12 protein-coding genes are annotated in these 17,933 nt (G+C 68.1%); 5 read left to right on the top strand and 7 right to left on the bottom strand.

The window, feature by feature from the left end; all coding sequences use genetic code 11:
• Window position 1: 1 nt before the first annotated feature.
• Genes CA606_RS11540 through CA606_RS11550 form a run of 3 tightly spaced genes read right to left on the bottom strand, consistent with a single transcriptional unit; the run spans window position 2 to window position 3,524 of the window.
• Window positions 2-1,357, bottom strand: a complete 1,356-nt coding sequence (locus CA606_RS11540) for a DUF3526 domain-containing protein (protein ID WP_096051006.1) — start codon at window positions 1,355-1,357, stop codon at window positions 2-4.
• Window positions 1,354-2,802: an ABC transporter permease gene (locus CA606_RS11545; RefSeq protein WP_096051005.1), complete on the bottom strand. Its 1,449-nt coding sequence runs from the start codon at window positions 2,800-2,802 to the stop codon at window positions 1,354-1,356. The genes CA606_RS11540 and CA606_RS11545 overlap by 4 nt, the downstream gene beginning before the upstream one ends.
• Window positions 2,799-3,524 (bottom strand): ABC transporter ATP-binding protein, encoded by a 726-nt coding sequence (locus CA606_RS11550; protein ID WP_096053794.1) that lies wholly within the window; start codon window positions 3,522-3,524, stop codon window positions 2,799-2,801. Before CA606_RS11550 ends, CA606_RS11545 begins: the two co-directional genes overlap by 4 nt.
• 147 nt (window positions 3,525-3,671) lie before the next feature.
• Between CA606_RS11550 and CA606_RS11555 the strand changes: the two genes are divergently transcribed.
• The 3 genes from CA606_RS11555 (at window position 3,672) to CA606_RS11565 (ending at window position 9,587) form a co-directional block, all read left to right on the top strand.
• Window positions 3,672-5,753: a TonB-dependent siderophore receptor gene (locus CA606_RS11555; RefSeq protein ID WP_096051004.1), complete on the top strand. Its 2,082-nt coding sequence runs from the start codon at window positions 3,672-3,674 to the stop codon at window positions 5,751-5,753.
• 299 nt (window positions 5,754-6,052) lie between these two features.
• Window positions 6,053-8,419 carry a transglycosylase domain-containing protein gene (locus tag CA606_RS11560; RefSeq protein WP_096051003.1) on the top strand — a complete coding sequence of 789 codons (2,367 nt, stop codon included), beginning with the start codon at window positions 6,053-6,055 and terminating at the stop codon, window positions 8,417-8,419.
• A 127-nt stretch (window positions 8,420-8,546) separates the two neighbouring features.
• The gene (locus CA606_RS11565; protein WP_096051002.1) at window positions 8,547-9,587 is read left to right on the top strand and encodes a substrate-binding domain-containing protein; all 1,041 of its coding nucleotides are present in this window, start codon (window positions 8,547-8,549) and stop codon (window positions 9,585-9,587) included.
• 82 nt (window positions 9,588-9,669) lie between these two features.
• Here CA606_RS11565 and CA606_RS11570 read toward each other — a convergent pair whose 3' ends face one another.
• The 4 genes from CA606_RS11570 to CA606_RS11585 all read right to left on the bottom strand — a co-directional run bounded on the left by CA606_RS11570 (window position 9,670) and on the right by CA606_RS11585 (window position 12,883).
• A complete protein-coding gene (locus CA606_RS11570; protein WP_096051001.1) occupies window positions 9,670-10,032 on the bottom strand; it encodes a GFA family protein in 363 nt (120 codons plus the stop codon).
• A 178-nt stretch (window positions 10,033-10,210) separates the two neighbouring features.
• On the bottom strand, window positions 10,211-10,543 hold the full coding sequence (locus CA606_RS11575) for a hypothetical protein (RefSeq protein WP_096051000.1): 333 nt from the start codon (window positions 10,541-10,543) through the stop codon (window positions 10,211-10,213).
• 109 nt (window positions 10,544-10,652) lie between these two features.
• Window positions 10,653-11,303 carry a DUF882 domain-containing protein gene (locus CA606_RS11580; RefSeq protein ID WP_096050999.1) on the bottom strand — a complete coding sequence of 217 codons (651 nt, stop codon included), beginning with the start codon at window positions 11,301-11,303 and terminating at the stop codon, window positions 10,653-10,655.
• 71 nt (window positions 11,304-11,374) lie between these two features.
• Window positions 11,375-12,883, bottom strand: coding sequence for a L,D-transpeptidase family protein (locus CA606_RS11585; RefSeq protein ID WP_096050998.1), 1,509 nt, complete (start codon window positions 12,881-12,883; stop codon window positions 11,375-11,377).
• A 206-nt stretch (window positions 12,884-13,089) separates the two neighbouring features.
• Between CA606_RS11585 and CA606_RS11590 the strand changes: the two genes are divergently transcribed.
• Window positions 13,090-14,901, top strand: coding sequence for a glycoside hydrolase family 15 protein (locus CA606_RS11590; protein WP_096053793.1), 1,812 nt, complete (start codon window positions 13,090-13,092; stop codon window positions 14,899-14,901).
• A gap of 94 nt (window positions 14,902-14,995) precedes the next feature.
• Complete coding sequence (locus tag CA606_RS11595) at window positions 14,996-17,821, top strand: TonB-dependent receptor (RefSeq protein ID WP_096050997.1); 2,826 nt, start codon at window positions 14,996-14,998, stop codon at window positions 17,819-17,821.
• Window positions 17,822-17,933 lie beyond the last annotated feature (112 nt).

Genomic DNA, 17,933 nt, shown 5'->3' on the forward strand with positions numbered 1-17,933 from the left:
TCTAGGACGCCTCCCTGCGTCCCCGCACAAGGCCCACGCCACCGACCAGCGCCGTCATCAGGACCACGCCGCCAAGCAGCGCGACGGGCCAGCTTCCGGCGGCCGGCGCCGCCCGATATTCCGGCGCGCGCGCGAAGTCGGCGCGGCCGAACGGCCGGTCTTCGAACAGGTACGGATAGAAGAACCGCCGAAGCTCGCCGTGGAACGCACGAATGCGGTCCTGATAGGCGATCTGCGCCGCAGGATCGGTGGCGGCCAGGCGGTGCAGCGCCAGCTGCGTCGCCACGCCCGGCGTCACCAGGCCCAGGCGCTCGCTCCAGGCGGCTCGCTCAAGAACCCCCTGGCGATACTGACGCGACAGACCGCCGGCCAGCTCGTCGCCCACCTGATGGAAGGCGAAGTACCATTTCCAGTGGAACGCCTCGCCCAGCGGCGCGGTGTTGCGCCACTGCGGATGGGTGCGGAAAAACGCGTCCATGGTCTCGGCCTTGGGGATGTCCCAGGCGCGGTGGACGGCGGTGCGCTGGGTCTGGCCAAGCTCCATCCCCTGGCGCAGCGGGATGGCGCTGTTGATCACCACGTGGCCGATCGCCGGAACGATCAGGGTCAGGGTCATCCAGGCCGCCGCCAGGGTCATGGCGTTGGCCAGCGAGCTGCGCGCCGCGCGGGCCACCACCACGCACAGCACGATCCAGAAGGCCAGATAGGCCAGCACCACCACCAGCACCGCTCCGACCTTCCAAGGCGCCGTACCGGCGACGAAGGCCCCGACGAGGAACGGAAGCGCCAGCACCAGGAACAGACCCAGCGCGCGAACGGTCAGACGCGGTCCCCACAGCGCCGAGGATGCGCCGACCGAGGCCTCCAGGGCCCGCAGCCGCCCGGCCTCCCGCTCGCCCGAGCGCAGGTCGTGAAACAGCAGGATCACGAACAGCGGGGCGAGGTAGACCAGCACGAAGGCGAAGTCGAAACGCCCCGGAAGCGCGGCTTCCGGATTGCCGATCTCGCCCTCATAGAGCTGCGCCTCCAGGCCAAGAGCCCGCACGCGCAGGACATAGGGCGAGACATCGCGGGTCCCGATGGCGGCGAACGCCAGGTCCGACGGCGGGTCCGACGTGGCGTGGAAGGTGTAGTAGGCCGCGCTGCCCGGATCCTTCTCGCGGGAGACCCAGTCGGTGATCGCAGCGACATCGGATGCCTGCTGCGGTCCGATCCGGGCGATGGCGGCCTCCTGACGCGCGACCTCGACGAGGCCGGCGCTGACCGCCACAGCGGTGAGCGCAAACAGGGCGACCATGGCCGCGACAACGGATTTAAGGCCCAGCAGGAAGCGGGCTTCTCGAAGCAGGGCGTTCATGCGGCCCTCCGGTTCAGGCGACGGCCAGCATGGACCGCGAACAACGCCCCGGCGGCGAGCCAGAGCAACAGGGCCACCAGCGCCGGCAGGGCGCGGCTCACGACGTCGGCCGCCGAGGGCCGTTTCGGATCAAAGTGGGGCATGGCCTGCCAGTGGTCGGCCGAGATGCGGCTGCGCGCCTCCGCCGCAGCGTTCTTGCTCTTGGCGGCGTCATCAGCGGCGGTGACCGCCGTGGCCTGCAGGCGGTTGAGCCGCTGCACGAGGTCGTAGCGATAGGCCTCGGCCTGTTCGAGGAACCGGCGGTAGGCGAACAGGTCGGTCTCGGCCAAGGTCATCGACACACGGCGGATCGCCACGGTCGGACTGACCACCGCCAGGGCGTCCATCACCCGCCCCTGCGCCTCCATGGCGCCGAAGGCCTGGTCGGCGTAGCGGTCGAACAGGCTGGAGGTCAGCTTCTCGCCTTCAATGGCGAGCAGGCCGCGATAGTTGACCGGCAGGTCCTCGACCCGCGTCACGCCGTACTGTTTCAGCGTCTTCTGCTTGAAGGCGGCGAAATAGGGGTCGTTGGGATTGTGGCTGTCGCCCATGGACCGCAGGTCGCGCTGGACGGCGATGTCGGTCTCGACCCGTGTCGGCAGCGGCGCCAGGGCGGCGGCGGCCTCGGGCGCGACGCGCGGAACCAGCACCACCATAAACGCCCAGGCGCCGACAAGGCCGATCAGGGCCGAGCGGCTGCGGTTGGCCGTGGCTGAGACGGCGATGATCAGCAGGGTCCAGAAGGCGAGGTAAGCGACGTAGCCCAGCGTGGTCAGTCCGACGGCCGAGAGCCGCGCTCCGCCGCTGGCGCCGAGCCACAGCAGAAGACCAAAGGCCGGGGTCGCGATGGCCAGGGCCGCCAGGCCCAGCGCCAGGGCCTTGCCGCTCAGCAGCGCGCCGCCAGAAATCCCGGCCAGAAGCGACTGGCGCAACGTGCCCCGCTCGCGCTCGCCGGCGATCATCCCGGCCCCGATGAACACCAGCAGCAGCGGCACGATCACCTGCAGCACCAGCGCCGGCGACAGCTGTCCGAACCGGACCAGCAGCGATGATTGGCGGGCGTCGCCGAAGTTGGCGCTGTTCTGCCGATGACCCTCGAGGAAGATCATGTTGCCCGTATAGGCCTCGACGCCGGGATCCATCGCCGCCAGGCCACTGGCCGGCCGGATGGCGAAGTGGCCAAAGTGGACGACACGGTGCGGATGCCGGTTGGGCTGGGCCGCGAAGTCCTGGTCGGCGGCGTGCTGCAGACGCTCGCGAAGACCGGCCTGGTCGGCCTGATAGGCGTTCGAGGTAAGCGCTGCGGCGAAGGTCAGCAACGCGACAAGGATCAGGCCGGTCAAGGCGACCCGGCTCCGAACAAGGTGACGCAGCTCGTTGCGCGTCACCGAAAGGATCACGCTCATGCCGCCCGCGCCCTCGAGAAGCGGTTGTGCAGGGCGCGAAGGTCGAAACGCTCAGGGCCCTCGGCGACCATCTCGTCGCTGATCCGCCCGCGCTCGAGAAAGCCGATGCGGTCGGCGATGTCGGCGACGCCGATCAGGTCGTGGGTGACGATGAGGATCGCCGCCCCCTCCCCGCGCAGACGCGACACCAGCGCGTTGAAGTCGGCGGTGGCGCCGGGATCAAGGCCCGACGTCGGCTCGTCCAGCAGCAGCACCGACGCGCGGCGCAACACCGCCAAGGCGATGGCCGTCTTCTGCCGCATACCCTTGGAGAAGCCCGATACCCGGCGCTCCCAGGCCTCTTCGGCCAGACCGACCGTGCCGAACGCCTTGTTGATCTCGTCGGCGACCGGGCGCAGGCCCGCCAGCCGCAGGAAGTAGTCGATGTTCTCGCGCGCCGTCAGGTGCTCGTACAGCGCCACATTCTCGGGGATGTAGGCGATGGCGCGCCGCACCTCGGCGGGCTCCGACGCAGGATCGCGGCCGACCACGCGGACGCGTCCGGCGCTGGGACGGACAAAGCCGAGGATCGCCTGCAGGGTGGTCGACTTCCCCGCGCCGTTGCCGCCGAGCAGGCCGTAGACCTCTCCGGCCCTGACCGTCAGGGCCAGATGATCGATCACGTCTCGATCGCCATATCGCACCACGAGATCTGCGATCTCGATCGCTTTGTCGCCATCCACGGTCTTCACGCCACCCTCATAAGCCTCTGCGGCGCCGCCCGCGCCATCAAGTGATGTTATATCATAACAATTGTCTTGACCGTCGATCAAGCCCTCGCCTATTCGACCGGCCCAACCCGGACCGCCGTTCTCCAGCGAGACCCAGACATGACTTCCAAGGCCCTCCTCTTCGCCCTTTGCGCGGGCGCCTCGCAGTTCGCCTTCGCCGATCTGGCTGTCGCGCAGGACAAGACCGACGAGGTCGAGAGCGTCATCGTCACCGGCTCGCGCGCGGCCAGCGCCAGCATCAACGGCGTCGTCATCGACCCCATGCGGCTGCCGCAAAGCGTGCGGGTTCTGGACGAGGCGCTGATCGTCGACACCGGCGTCACCAACCTGTCGGACCTCTTCGATTTCGCCGGTGGCATGGCGCGCCAGAACAGCTTCGGCGGCGCGTGGGACGCCTACGCCATCCGCGGCTTCTCGGGCGACATCAACCAGGGGCCGGACCTCTTGGTGAACCGCTTCACGGCCAATCGGGGCTTCAACGCGCGGCGCGATGTGGCCACCGTCGAGCGCTTCCAGGTGCTCAAGGGCCCCGCCTCGGCCCTGTCAGGCAAGGGCGAACCGGGCGGCTCGATCAACATCGTGACCAAGGCGCCGACCGAGACCGCCCAAGGCTCGGGCGAGCTGTCCTATGGCAGCTTCGACGCCAAGCGGATCATGGGCGACGTCAGCGGCCCCGTCGTCGGCGGCGTCTCGGCCCGCATGATCGCCGTTTATCAGGACACGGACGGTTGGCGCGATCATGTCGGCAGCGACCGCCTGCTGCTGGCCCCGTCGCTGGCCTGGACGCCGTCTGACGACCTGCGGCTGCTCTATCAGCTAGAAGCCAACACCGTGCACTTCGTGCATGACCGGGGCCTGGTGGCGGTGGCCGGCAATGGCAAGGCCTTGCCGCGCGAGCGGTTCCTGGGCGAACCGAACGACGGCGACATCACGCAGAAGACCCTCCAGCACCAGCTGACGACCACCTACAACTTCAGCCCGAGCGTCGCGGTCGAAGCCGGCGTCCAGTATCGCGACGGCTCGTTCCGGGGTCAGTCCACGCACAACGGCGCGCTGATCGGAACCCAGCTTCGCCGCCAGCTGCGCGTCCACGACTACACCTGGGATGACCTCTCCGGCCGGATCGAGGTCAGCTTCGATGGCAAGCTCGGCGGGCTGGAGCATCAGCTGCGCGCGGGCGCCGACGCCTTCACCTACGAGCAGCACCGGATCTTCTACCGCTTCAACCCGACGGCCGCCTCGCCGTACGCGATCGACATCTTCAATCCGGTCTACGGACAGGCCAAGCCGGTCGCGCCGCTGAACCAGAATGTTCTTGAGGAACTGCGCGGTGAGAGCCTCTACCTGCAGGACCTCGTGACGCTGAACAGCCAGTTCACCCTGCTGGTCGGCGTGCGCCAGGACTGGATCCGCCAGACCAACACCAACCTGCGCAACAACACCGTCACGCGGCAGTCGCCGTCCCAAGCCTCGCCGCGCGCGGCCCTGACCTGGGCGCCGAACGAGAGCTTCTCGGCCTATGTCAGCTGGGGGCGCTCGTTCCGCTACAATCAGGGCTCCGACGCTGTGGGCGGCGCCTTCCCGCCCGAGAAGGGCGAGGCCTTGGAAGCCGGCGTGAAGTGGGACCTGGCCGGCCGCCTGACGGGCACGGCCTCGCTGTTCCGCATCGACAAGGAGAACATCCTCGTCAACGACCCGGCCAACAGCGGCTTCTTTACTCCCGTGGGCGGCGCGCGCAGCCAAGGCTTCGAGGCCGAGGCCAACCTACGCCTGCCCAAGGGCGTCACGGCCACGGCGGTCTATGCGTACACGGACACCGAGATCACCCAAGACACCCGCGCCAACATGATCGGGAGCCATCTGAGCAACATCCCGCTGCATTCGGGCGCGCTGTACGCCAACTGGCGCTCGGCCGGCGATGCGCCAGGATCGGTGACCGTGGGCGGCGGTGTCGTCTATGTCGGCAAGCGCGCAGGCGACGACGTCAACAGCGGCTTCAAGCTGCCGGACTATGTCACGGTGCGCGCCAACCTCGCCTATCGGGTTTCGCAGGCGGTCTCGCTGCATCTCGATGTCGAGAACCTGTTCGACACCTACTATCTGGAGAGCTCCTACAGCGATGCGTGGATCACGCCGGGCGCTCCGCGCACGATCACCGGCAAGCTGCGCGTCAGCTTCTAGCCGCTTGCTGGCGTTCGCGCCCGTCGGCGGATCCCACCGGCGCGAACGCCAGAGCCACCAGAAGACCAGAGCCACCAAAAGAAAAGCCCGGCGCACGGCCGGGCTGAAATAAGTAGGGAGGAAACGCCCCAGGAAGGGCAGAGGCTCTCAGCCTCACGCAAGTGATCTATGTTCACTCTCGAAGGGTTCAAGGGCCCGCTGAAAGATTCTTCGCGAGCGCCGCGCTTGGCTTGCCCGGGCCGTGTGATATGAGCGCCTTCGACGAGTGAGGGCCTGCGCCCGAAGCGAGCGCCAAGCCTATGTCTGATCCCACCGACCCCGTAGACGACGTTCCCGCCGCGCCGGCGCCAAAGCCCCGGCGGACGCGCAAACCGCGCGCCCAGACCGTGATGACCGAGGCTGCGGGGCTGGATCCCGCCGCGCCGGACGCCGCGCCCGCAAAGCCGCGCCGCGCGCGCAAATCGCGCCGCGCCCCGCCCGAAGTCGTGGCCGTCCCCGAAATCGGGACGCTAGCGGCGACGACAGAAGCCGAGCAAATCGCTGACGCGGATCTCTTCGAGCCCCTGCCCCCAGCCGAACCGGAGGTCGAAGCTGTCGCGGCGGAGCACGTTGATGTCGACGCCCCCGCGACCAACGTAGAAGAAGCGATCGAGCCCGAAATCGACCCTCCGCAGGAAATCGCGCCGGAGGAGCCTGCTCCGATCGAGCCGGTCGCGGAGGCCGAAGCAGAGCTCGAAGCCGAGGTGGTCGCCGCCCCCGCCCCCGAACAACCGACGGCGGTCGCCAAGCCGCCGATCTGGAAACGGCCGGCCTGGCTGATCGGCGCCGGGGCGGCCGTGCTGCTGGTGATCGTGCTGCTCGCCTCGCTGTTCTGGTCGCTGCCGCTGAGCCGGGCTCTGGAGCCGCTGAACAATTCAGCGATCGTGCTGGTCGCCGAGGACGGTTCGCCCATCGCCCGCCGAGGCTCCTACAAGGAAGCGCCGATCGATGTGGCCAAGCTGCCGAGCTACGTGTCGGGGGCCTTCATCGCCATCGAGGACCGTCGCTTCTACAGCCATATGGGCGTGGACCCGAAGGCCATCGCCCGCGCTGTCGGCCGAAACGCCCAGGCCGGCGGCGTGTCGGAAGGCGGCTCGACCATCACCCAGCAGCTGGCCAAGAACGCCTTCCTGTCCAGCGATCGCAACCTGCGCCGCAAGGCGCAGGAGGCGCTGATCGCCGTCTATCTAGAGGCGCGGCTGTCGAAGGACGAGATCCTGTCGCGCTATCTGTCGTCGGTCTATTTCGGCGACGGCGCCTTTGGCCTGCGCGCCGCAGCCCGCCACTATTTCGGCAAGCCGCCCGAGCGGCTGTCGATCGGCGAGGCGGCGATGCTGGCGGGTCTGGTCAAGGCGCCCTCGCGCCTGGCTCCGACCAACAACATCGAAGGCGCGCGCGAACGCATGCGCGTGGTGCTGGGCGCCATGGTCGAAACCAAGACCATCACGCAGGCGGAGGCCGACGCGGTCGGCGAGATCTCGCCCGTCGAGGCGCAGGACAAGCTGCCGACCGGCTCCTATTTCGCCGACTGGGCCCTGCCCCAGGCTCGCGCCCTGATCGGAGCCCGCTACGGCGAGACCATCGTCAAGACGACGCTGGATCCGGAGCTGCAGGAAAAGGCCGAGCGCATCCTCAACGACTATATCGAGCGCGACGGCGCGGTGCTGAACGTCACCCAGGGCGCCCTGGTCGCCATGCGTAGAGATGGCCGGGTCGTCGCCATGGTCGGCGGTCGCGACTACAAGCAGAGCCAGTTCAACCGCGCGGACGCAGAGCGTCAGCCGGGGTCGGCGTTCAAGCTGTTCGTCTATCTGGCCGCCCTGCGCGAGGGCATGACGGTCACCACCCCGATCCTCGACACCCCCGTGCAGGTCAGCGGCTACATGCCCAAGAACCACGAGGGCAAGTATCACGCCCGCGAAGTGCCGCTGATCACCGCCTTCGCCGGCTCGTCCAACGTCGCAGCGGTCCGCCTGGCGCATGACCTGGGCCCCGCCAAGGTGATCAAGGTCGCGCGCGAACTCGGGATCACCGAGGAGATCCCGACGGACCTGACCATGGCGCTGGGCACAGGTCCCATGAGCTTGACCCGCCTGACGGCCGCCTATGCCTCGGTCGCGGCCGGCGAGTATCCGATCACCCCGCATGGCCTGGTCGACTTCAAAAAGCCCAAGACCAAGGCCTATGACCCCAAGGTGCTGGCCAATATGCGCGATCTGCTGCGCTCGGCCACCCATCGCGGCACCGGTCTTGAGGCCGCCATCCCCGGCGCCTTTGGCAAGACTGGCACGACCCAGGACTATCACGACGCCATCTTTGTCGGTTACGTCGACGATCTGGTCGTCGGCGTCTGGCTGGGCAACGACGACAACAGCTCGATGAACGGCGTGGTCGGCGGCGGCGAGCCCGCCCGGATCTGGAAGGCGTTCATGCTGTCAGCTCTGGGCCGCGACGTCGCTCCGGTGGTGGAAGAAGATCCCCTGGAGGACCTGGGCCTGCCGCTGGAAGGCGAAATCGGGCCTGACGGTCTGCCGCTGGCGCCGCTGACCCCGGCCCCGGAGGAGCCCGTCCCGTCGCCGAACCCGAGCGCTCCGCTGGCGCCGCCTCCGCCCGAGCCTCGCCCCTGAGGCCCTACGCGGAACCTCGTCCGTCCACGGAGACATTGTCGTAAAAGTGTCTTTCAACTGTGACAAAAGCCCACCAACCGTCCGGCATGCTCTGTTCCTACGCCTGGACAAGACAGGAATTGACGACATGAACAAGCTCCTCGGCGCCGTCGCCACCGTCGCTCTGCTCGCCGTCGCCGACCAAGCTCACGCGGCGCGCGACCATGTCTGGGCGGCTGGCTCCTCAACCGTCTTCCCGTTCTCGACCCGGGTCGCTGAGAACTACGCCAAGAAGACCGGCAAGAAGTCGCCTAAGATCGAAGCCCTCGGCACCGGCGGCGGCATCAAGATGTTCTGCGGCGGCACCGGCGAAAAGTTCCCCGACGTCGCCAACGCCTCGCGCCCGATGAAGAAGTCCGAGTTCCTCGCCTGCCAGAAGGCCGGCGTGAAGGACATCGTCGAGATCAAGATCGGCTTCGACGGCATCGTCGTGGCGTCGAACAAGAAGGGTCCGGACTTCAACTTCAAGCTCGAGCAGCTTTACCTGGGCCTGGCCGACCAGACCCTGCGTGGCGGCAAGGCGGTGAAGCAGCCCTACAAGTCCTGGAGCGAAGTGGGCCCCGGCTTGCCCAACGCCCGTATCCTGGCCTATGGCCCGCCGCCCACCTCGGGCACCCGCGACGCCTGGATCGAACTGGCTATTGAAGGCGGCGCCGCCAAGCTGCCGACCCTGGCCAAGATGAAGACCGCCGACGAGAAGAAGTTCAAGGCCACCGTCTCGCCGATGCGCACCGACGGCGGCTGGGTCGATGCGGGCGAAAACGACAACGCCATCGTCGGCACCATCGAGAAAACCCCGAACGCCCTGGGCGTGTTCGGCTACTCGTTCCTCGAAGAAAACGGCTCGCGCATCAAGGGCGCTGCGGTCAACGGCGTGAAGCCGACGGCCCAGACGATCGCCAGCGGCCAGTATCCGCTGTCGCGCTCGCTCTACATCTACGTGAAGAAGTCCCAGGTCGGCGTCACGCCGGGCCTCAAGGAGTTCGTCGCCGAGTTCGTCTCGGACGCGGCCACGGGTCGCGGCGGCTATCTGCAGAACCGGGGCATGATCCCGCTGCCGCCGGCGGTTCACGCCCAGATGAAGCAGAAGGCCAACGCCCTGACGCCGATGCCGGCGCCGAAGAACTAGCCTTCGCGGCAGTCCTAAACGACAGAGGCGGTCGCTGACGCGGCCGCCTTTTTCGTATGCGCTCGACAGCGCGCCAAGCTGCTTAGCCCTCGGCGCGACACCAGGATGGGCTATCGGGCCGATACTCATGAAAGTCGGGCGCCAGGCCCGGATCATCGTCCAGACAGCTGGCGGCGATCGCCAGGATGCGCCCGGAGAACGGATCGCCCAGCGCCGTCCCGCACCGCGCGCAGAAGCAGCGATTAAACCGAAGGGGTGGCTTGGGCGCGTATCGGGCGACCAGATCGCGCCCGGCGACCCAGGAAAACGCCTCGGCGCGGACGTAGGCATAGGCGCTGGAGCCCGCCTTTCGGCAGCGCGAACAGTGGCAAACGCCGACCATGGCGGGGCGCTCGAACAGCTCGAACCGAACGCCGCCGCAGCAACAGCTTCCCTTGATCGCCACGCGCGGTCTCCTTGATCTCTCAAGGACACTGCGCCTCCCCTGCCGCCAACCGTGTGTCAGCAGGCTCCCTCTCGGCATGAGGCGGCTTGTCGCACCCGCGTGCGGACAACGAGGCTCTAAATCAAACACTTAGAGCGTGACACGCGCCGAAATCGGTTACCACTTTCGGCGTCACGCTCTACCGCGTGCGCGAGGTCATGCCGGCGGCGGCGGCGTCGTCGGCCACCTGGGGATCGAGCTCCGGCGCGGGGCCGGTCTGGCGCACCGACGGGACGGCGGGCGTCTCAGGCGCCGGCGCGGTGGTCTCCACCCTCGGCGGCGGGGGCTGGTTGGACTTGGCGGCCATGGCGGCGGCGGCGGCGTTGTCAGCGGCGGTGCGCGTTTCAGCCGGCCCGTCCTCGTAACCACCGCCGCTCGACGTCAGGAACAGGATCGTTCCAAAGGTGGCCAGCACCCCGACGATGAACCCCAGCACAAACAAACCAAACGGATTGCCACGACGCTCGCTCATCTTTGGGGGTCCGCCATCCACACCGACTTGGGCTGATCGCCGGCTAGCATGGTCTAGACGGGCGAGCCAGAGCTTGGTTACCGGATTCGGCTGGGAGGCGAATAGCGGCTCAGGTCCCCGTCCACTTGCGGACCGGCCCGACGTCGACATGCACGAAGTTGCTGGTCGGATAGTAGCCGACGCCGCCGACGCTCAGATCCAGCGCCGCAGCGCGGACGTGCTTGAGCTCGACATCCTCCAGGAAGATGTCCATCGCCTTGCCGTCCATGTGCAGGCTCTTCTTGGCCACCTCGCCGCTACGCTTGGACAGCAGGCGGTTGGTCGCCGGCGAACGGTAGCCCGAGATCACCTGGAACGGACCCTTGCTCTCGGTCTTGCGCGCGATCTGGTCGAGCAGGTCGTAAAGGCCACGGTCGATGGGATGGACTTCATCGTTGCGATAGTCGCGCAGCACCTTGTCCAGCGCGCTCACGGCGTCCGGCACATAGTCGCCGTTCTCCCAGTAGACCGCTTCCAATTTCTCGCCGGTATGGACGTTGTGCAGATGGACCCAGCGCGGATCCACGGCGGGCTTCAGCGTCGGCGGATCGATGGACGCGACGGTCGCCGCGACGGTGGTCGGCGGCGGAACGTTTGAGGGGTGAAGGGCTTTACCCTCCAGCAGCGCGCCGATGATGTCGTCGTCGGCGCGCGCCGCCAAGGGCAGCAGCCCCGCCCCGATAGCGCCCAGCCCCCACTGGAGCAGCTTACGTCGATCCATGAGTACGCCTTACCCGACACGAATGCCGGGCAGGACACCTCAAGGCGACCGGGAATGCAAGCTGAGCCGCATCAGAGTGCGGCGATACGCTGCACCAGCTCACGATCCCAGCCATACGGATCCTGGCGGAAGTTCACCTGCCCGTCCGGCGTCACATAGGCCGTCCAGTACAGCAGATAGACCGCGATCTGCTGCGGCAGCTTGGCCCGCACCGTGTCGCCGGACGCCAGGGTCTCGTTGATCTTCTCCGGCGTCCAGGTCGGATCGTCGCGCATCACTTCGTTGATGAGTTCGATCGGCTTTTGCAGGCGCACGCACCCATGGCTGGCCAGGCGGCTGAAGCTGTCGAACCGGGCGCGGCTGGGCGTGTCGTGCAGATAGACGCCGTAGGGGTTGTTGAAGTCGAACTTCACCTGCCCCAGCGCCGCCAACGGACCGGCCTTCTGCTGCAGACGCGAGCCGCCGCCCTCGGTCGGGATCACGATGAAGTCGTTGCGCGCCAGATAGCCGGGACTGGCGCGCTCCTTGGGCCAGATCTCCTTCGACGCGATCGACTGCGGCACGTTCCACGGCGGGTTCAGCACGATGCTGTGGATCATCGACGACAGCATCGGCGTCTCGTCGCCCGGGCGACCGGTGACCGCGCGCATCGTCAGGGTCGGGGTGTCGTGGTGGAACACCGAAAGGATGGCGGCGGCGACGTTCACCTGAATGCGGTCGGCCGGCAGGGTCTGGGGCAGCCAGCGCCAGCGCTCCATATTGGCGACGATCTGGTCGATCCTGCGCTCGACGGGGGTGTTCAGCGCCGTCAGGGTCGCCTTGTCGACGATCCCGTTCGGATTGAGGCCAAAGCGCTTCTGCGCCCGCTGGACGGCTTGGGTCAGCGCCTCATCGAACACCGGCGCGGCGTCGACCGCGACGGTGGGGTCCTCGGCCGCCAGGCGCGCCTCCAGCGCGACGACCCGCGCACCGGTCGCGCCCTCTTTCATAACGGGCCCGGCGGCGAGCGGCAGCCAGCCGCCCTTGGCGGCGATGTCGCGATAGGTGGCCAGGCCCGTCCGCAGCGTCTGGTAGCCGGTGTAGGGCGGCGGCAGGGTGTTCAGCCATTCGGTCAAGCGGCCCTGTTGCACCGCCGCGACGAACTCTGGTGCGGGATCATAGGCTGCGGGGCGCAGGCCCCACTCGGTCTTGAAGCCGCTGATCGGCAGCCGCCCGGTTCGCACGGCGCGCGCATAGGCGAGGGTGAGGCTGACCAGCTGGGCTTGGCCGGCCGCGCGCGCAGCCGGATCGTCCGCCATGTAGAGCTCGATCGCCCGGTCCGGCGAAAAAGCGCTCATCGCAAAGCCGTGCGTGTAGGCCTCGCCCAGCACGACGCGCAGCGCCTCGACCTGATCGGCGCTGAACTGCACGGCCGACAGGTCCAACGGAATCACCGAAGGACGGGGCGCGACCACGGGCGGGCTCTGCACGGGGCGAGCGCCCATCACCGGCGGGCGTTGGGATTGCGCCTGGGCGACCTCGAGGGACAGGAGGCTCAACGTCGCCGCCAGGACGCCGCAGGTTCTCGAAAATCGCATCACTATCGAACGGTCCGCCGCACTGGCGCGGCCAAGCCGCGTTAAGGATTACAGATGGCCGCGCAGGGCCTCGCGCGTCAACGCGCGTAGCGTGAAAGGCGAACCCTCCCCTCGCCCCGCGAAGACGTTTTTCAGCAACAGGAACCCGCAAGCCACACCGTTGGTTTCACCCCGACCCGAGCGACGCTCGAAAGATCGCGGGGGCGATGATGGACAAGGCCTTGCAACACAAGACACTCGACCTCTTCCCGATCGGCAACTGCGCCGTCAGCGCCATGATCGACACCGCCGGACGTTTCGTCTGGGCCTGCGCGCCGCGCATCGATTCTGATCCCGTCTTCAGCGCCCTCCTGGACGACGTTGACCTCGAAGGTCGTGACGCCAAGGGCGTGTGGGATGTGCAGGTCGAACGCCGGGCCGAGGTCCGCCAAGGCTATCTGCGCAACACGGCCATCCTGCGCACCGAGATCGCGGACGAGGACGGCGCGCGGTTCGAGATCATCGACTTCGCGCCCCGCTACCAGCAGTTCGGACGCGCCTTCCGACCCACCGCCTTCGTCAGGCTGATACGCCCCATCGTCGGCGTCGCGCGCATCACCTTGCGGCTGCGCCCGACGGCCGACTGGGGCGCCAAGGTCGCCGAGCGGACCTCCGGCTCGAACCATATCCGCTATCTGTGCTCGGACATGACGTTGCGGCTGTCCACCGACGCGCCGGTGTCGCACGTTCTGGAAGAGCGGGCTTTCCGGCTTGAGCGACCGATCGCGATGTATCTGGGCCCGGACGAGGCGTTCAGCGCCCCGATCGGACCCACCTGCGAGCGGATGCTGCGAGAGACCGATCAGTACTGGAAGCACTGGGTGCGGGGCCTGGCCGTACCGCTGGAGTGGCAGACGGCGGTCATCCGCGCGGCGATCACCCTGAAGCTCTGCGTGCATGAGGAAACCGGCGCCATCGTCGCGGCCCTCACCACCTCGATCCCCGAGCACGCCGACAGCGGTCGCAACTGGGACTACCGCTACTGTTGGCTCCGCGACGCCTACTATGTGGTCCAGGCGTTGAACCGCCTGGGCGCGGTCGACATTCTCGAGAACTATCTCGGCTATCTGCGCAACATCGTCGATCGCGCCGACGGCGGCCATATCCAGCCGTTGTTCGGGGTGGGTTTCGAGGAGGTGCTGACCGAGCGCTTGGCCCCCGACCTGCCCGGCTATCGCGGCATGGGGCCCGTGCGGGTGGGCAACCAGGCCTTCGAACATGTCCAAAACGACGTATACGGACAGATCATCCTGTCGACCGTGCAAGCCTTCTTCGACGAGCGGCTGCTGCGTCCCGCCACCGTCGAAGATTTCCAGGCTCTGGAGCCCGTGGGCGAGCAGGCCTTCCGTCTGCATGACCAGCCCGACGCTAGTCTCTGGGAGTTCCGGGGCCGGGCCAATGTGCACACCTATTCGTCGGCCATGTGCTGGGCCGCCTGCGATCGCCTTGGCAACGCGGCCGAGAAGCTGGGCCTGACGGATCGCGCCGCCTTCTGGAACGCGCGCGCCGCCCACGTGCGCAAGGTGATCGAGGACCGCGCCTGGAACGCCACGCTGGGCCGCTTCGCCGCCACCTTCGATGGCGATGAGCTGGACGCCTCGCTGCTGCAGCTGGTCGATCTGCGCTTTCACACAGCCGACGACCCGCGCAACGTCGCCACCTTGAAGGCTATCGAAGACGGGCTCCGGCGCGGCGTCTATCTCCTGCGCTACGCGATCCCCGACGACTTCGGCTCGCCCCAGACGGCGTTCAACATCTGCACCTTCTGGCTGATCGAGGCGCTGCATCTGGCGGGGCGCGGCGAGGAGGCGCGGGAGCTGTTCGAAGACATGCTGTCGCGACGCACCCCGGCGGGCCTGCTTTCCGAGGACATCGGCTTCGCCGACGGCGAGCTTTGGGGCAACTATCCGCAGACCTACTCGTTGGTCGGCCTCATCAACTGCGCGGTGTTGCTGAGCCGTCCGTGGACGTCAGTCCGCTGAGGGATATTGCGTATTTCGCAAAGTCTGAAATCTGGACGTCACACCGCGCGGGCACCACGCCTTCTGGGACGTATCGATATCGGAGGAGCTCCGCGTGAGCCGTAAACTCGCCCTCGTCGGCGTCCTGGGCCTGGTGGCCGCTGGCGCAGCCCAAGCCCAGCAGACCCCCTCGCCGCCCGCCGCTCAGGCCCGGCCCGCTCAGCCCGCGCCGGCCCCGTCGGCGGATCTGGACGACACCGAGGTCGAAGCCGTCACCATCACCGCCAGTGGCAAGCCCTTCGGCGCGGTCCTGGGCGACATCCAGCCCGAACAGACCTTCACCACCGCCGACGTGCGCGCGATCGGCGTCAGCTCGGTCGAGGAACTGCTCACCGAGCTGCAGCCTCAGACCACCAGCGGCCTTGGCGGCGATCCGGTCATCTTGCTGAACGGCCGCCGCATCTCCGGGCGTGGCGAGATCCGCGACATCCCCAGCGAAGCCATCCAACGCGTCGAAGTCCTGCCTGAGGAAGTGGCGCTGAAGTACGGCTATTCGGCCGACCAGAAGGTCGTAAACATCGTGCTGCGCCAGCGTTTCCGCGCCTCGACCATCGACGCCACGGTGGGCGGATCGACGGAGGGCGGCCAGATGACCGAGCAGCTGACCTGGAGCCAGCTGCAACTGAACCGCCAGGGCCGCACCAACCTGTCGGTGAAGCTCCAGAACAGCGATCAGCTGCTGGAAAGCGATCGCGACCTGATCAGCCGCTCCAGCACGGGCCTCTACGACTTCGCCGGCAACGTCACGGCGGCCAATGGCCGCGCTCTGACCGCGCTCAGCACCTTGGCGGGAACGCCCGTGACCGTCGCCGGAGTCCCAGCCTCGGCCGCCGCCGGCGCGCCCAGCCTGGCGGCCTTCGCGCCGACCGCGAACCGGGCCAACACCAGCGATATCACCGGCGACCGAACCCTCCTGCCCCGGAACCTTCAGCTGACGATTAACAGCGTCACCAACCGCTACATCCTCGATGATGTGTCAGCGACGCTGAACCTGGGCTTGACCGCCTCGCAAAACGACTCGCTGCAGGGACCCGCGCGCGCGCGGCTGACCCTTGCCGCCGCCAATCCGTTTTCGCCGTTCGGCCAGGATGTGCTGCTCTATCGCTATCTCGGCGGCCAGGACGCCTTGGGGCAGATGTCGAGAAACCTCGCTGGCAATGCGGGTTTCACCCTGAACCGCGACACCGAGACCCTCCGGCTGTCCCTCACCGGGACCTACGAACACGCCGTCACCAAGACCGAGACCGATCGCAGCGTCGACGTCAGCGCTCTGCAAGGCCGCCTGACCGCGCTGGAGGCGGGCCTGAACCCGTTCGGCGCCCTGCCGACCCTGCCGCTGAACACCGATCGCGCCAAGTCGACGACCGACACCGCCGACCTGCAATTCGTCGCCAACCGCGCCCTGGCCAAGCTGGGGGCCGGCGACCTGTCGACCACCCTCAAGCTGGGCGCGACGGGCTCGCGCCTGGAGGCGACCTCGACCCGCTCGGGCGTCCAGAGCGACAGCACGCTGTCGCGGGGCGAGGCCAACGCCCAGGTCAGCTTCGACCTGCCGCTCGCCAGCCGCCGCAAGGGCGTTCGCGCCGAGATCGGCGACCTGTCGGCCAACCTCAACCTCGCCGCGCGGCAGGTTTCCGATTTCGCGACCCTGACCACGCTGGGCGGCGGCCTCAACTGGTCACCGGTCAAGCCGGTGAGCTTTATCCTTTCCACGACACGCCAGGAAAACGCGCCCAGCATCGCCCAGCTGGGCAATCCGTTGATCGTCACGCCCGGCAGCCAGGTCTTCGACTATGTGCGCGGGACCAGCGTCGACGTCACGCGGGTCAGCGGCGGCAATCCCGACCTCAAGGGCGAGACCCGCAACGTCCTGCGCCTGGGCGCCACCTACAAGCCCGAGAAGATCCAGGGCCTGTCGCTGACCGCCAACTACAGCCGCACGCGGATCGACAATCCCGTCGCCAGCTTCCCGGCGGCGACGGCGGCGGTCGAGGCGGCGTTCCCTGACCGCTTCACGCGCGACACCGACGGCGTGCTGACGCGGATCGACACCCGACCGGTGAACTTCCAGAAGCGCGAGAGCGAGCAGGTCCGCTGGGGCTTCAACCTCTCCCGCCAGATCGGCAAGGCGCCGCCACCGCCGCCCGGCGGCTGGCGCGGACGTCAGGGGGGCGGCGCGGAGCGCCCGACCAGCGCGGCGCCGGACAGCGCTCCTGAGGCCAGCGCGCCGACCCAGCCCGCCACCAGCGCCGCGCCGACCACCGGCGAAGACGCGCCGCGTCCGGCGCTCGACGGCGGCGCGCCCAGCGGCGATGCTCCGCGCTTCGCCGGCGGCGGTCGAGGCCCCGGCGCCGGCGGCGGCGGCTTTGGTCGCGGCGGCGGCAATCCGCGCGCCACGCGCCTGCAACTGGCGCTCTTCCATACGATCCACCTGAAGGAACAGGTCACCGTCGCCGACGGCCTGCCGGTGCTGGACCTGCTGGACGGCGACGTCCTGGGATCCAGCGGCGGCCAGGCGCGCCATCAGATCGAAGCCCAAGCGGGGATCACCCGCTATGGCCTGGGCGCGCGGCTCACCGCCAACTGGAAGAGCGGGACCCATGTCGATGGCGGGATCGGCGGCGCGACCACGGCGCTAGACTTCTCCAGCCTGGCGACGGTGAACCTGCGCCTGTTCGCCGATCTGGGCGTCCGCCGCGAGCTGGTTCAGGCCCATCCGCTGCTGCGCGGCGTGCGTCTGAGCCTGGCCGTCAACAACCTGTTCGACGCCGAGACCAAGGTCCGCGACGCCAATGGCGCGACGCCGCTCACCTACCAGCCCGACTACCTCAATCCGCGCGGGCGGGTGGTGCAGTTCAACGTCCGGAAGCTGCTGTTCTGACGACTTTCAACGGCTAGACGGCGGAGCGGGAACACGCGTGCGGGAGCATTGGGCGGGATCGAACGCCGCCATTTTGCGTTCTGCCCCTCATGTTGCTTACCAACGAGGGGGT

It is taken from the genome of Caulobacter vibrioides, from assembly GCF_002310375.3.
Lineage (GTDB): Bacteria > Pseudomonadota > Alphaproteobacteria > Caulobacterales > Caulobacteraceae > Caulobacter > Caulobacter vibrioides_D.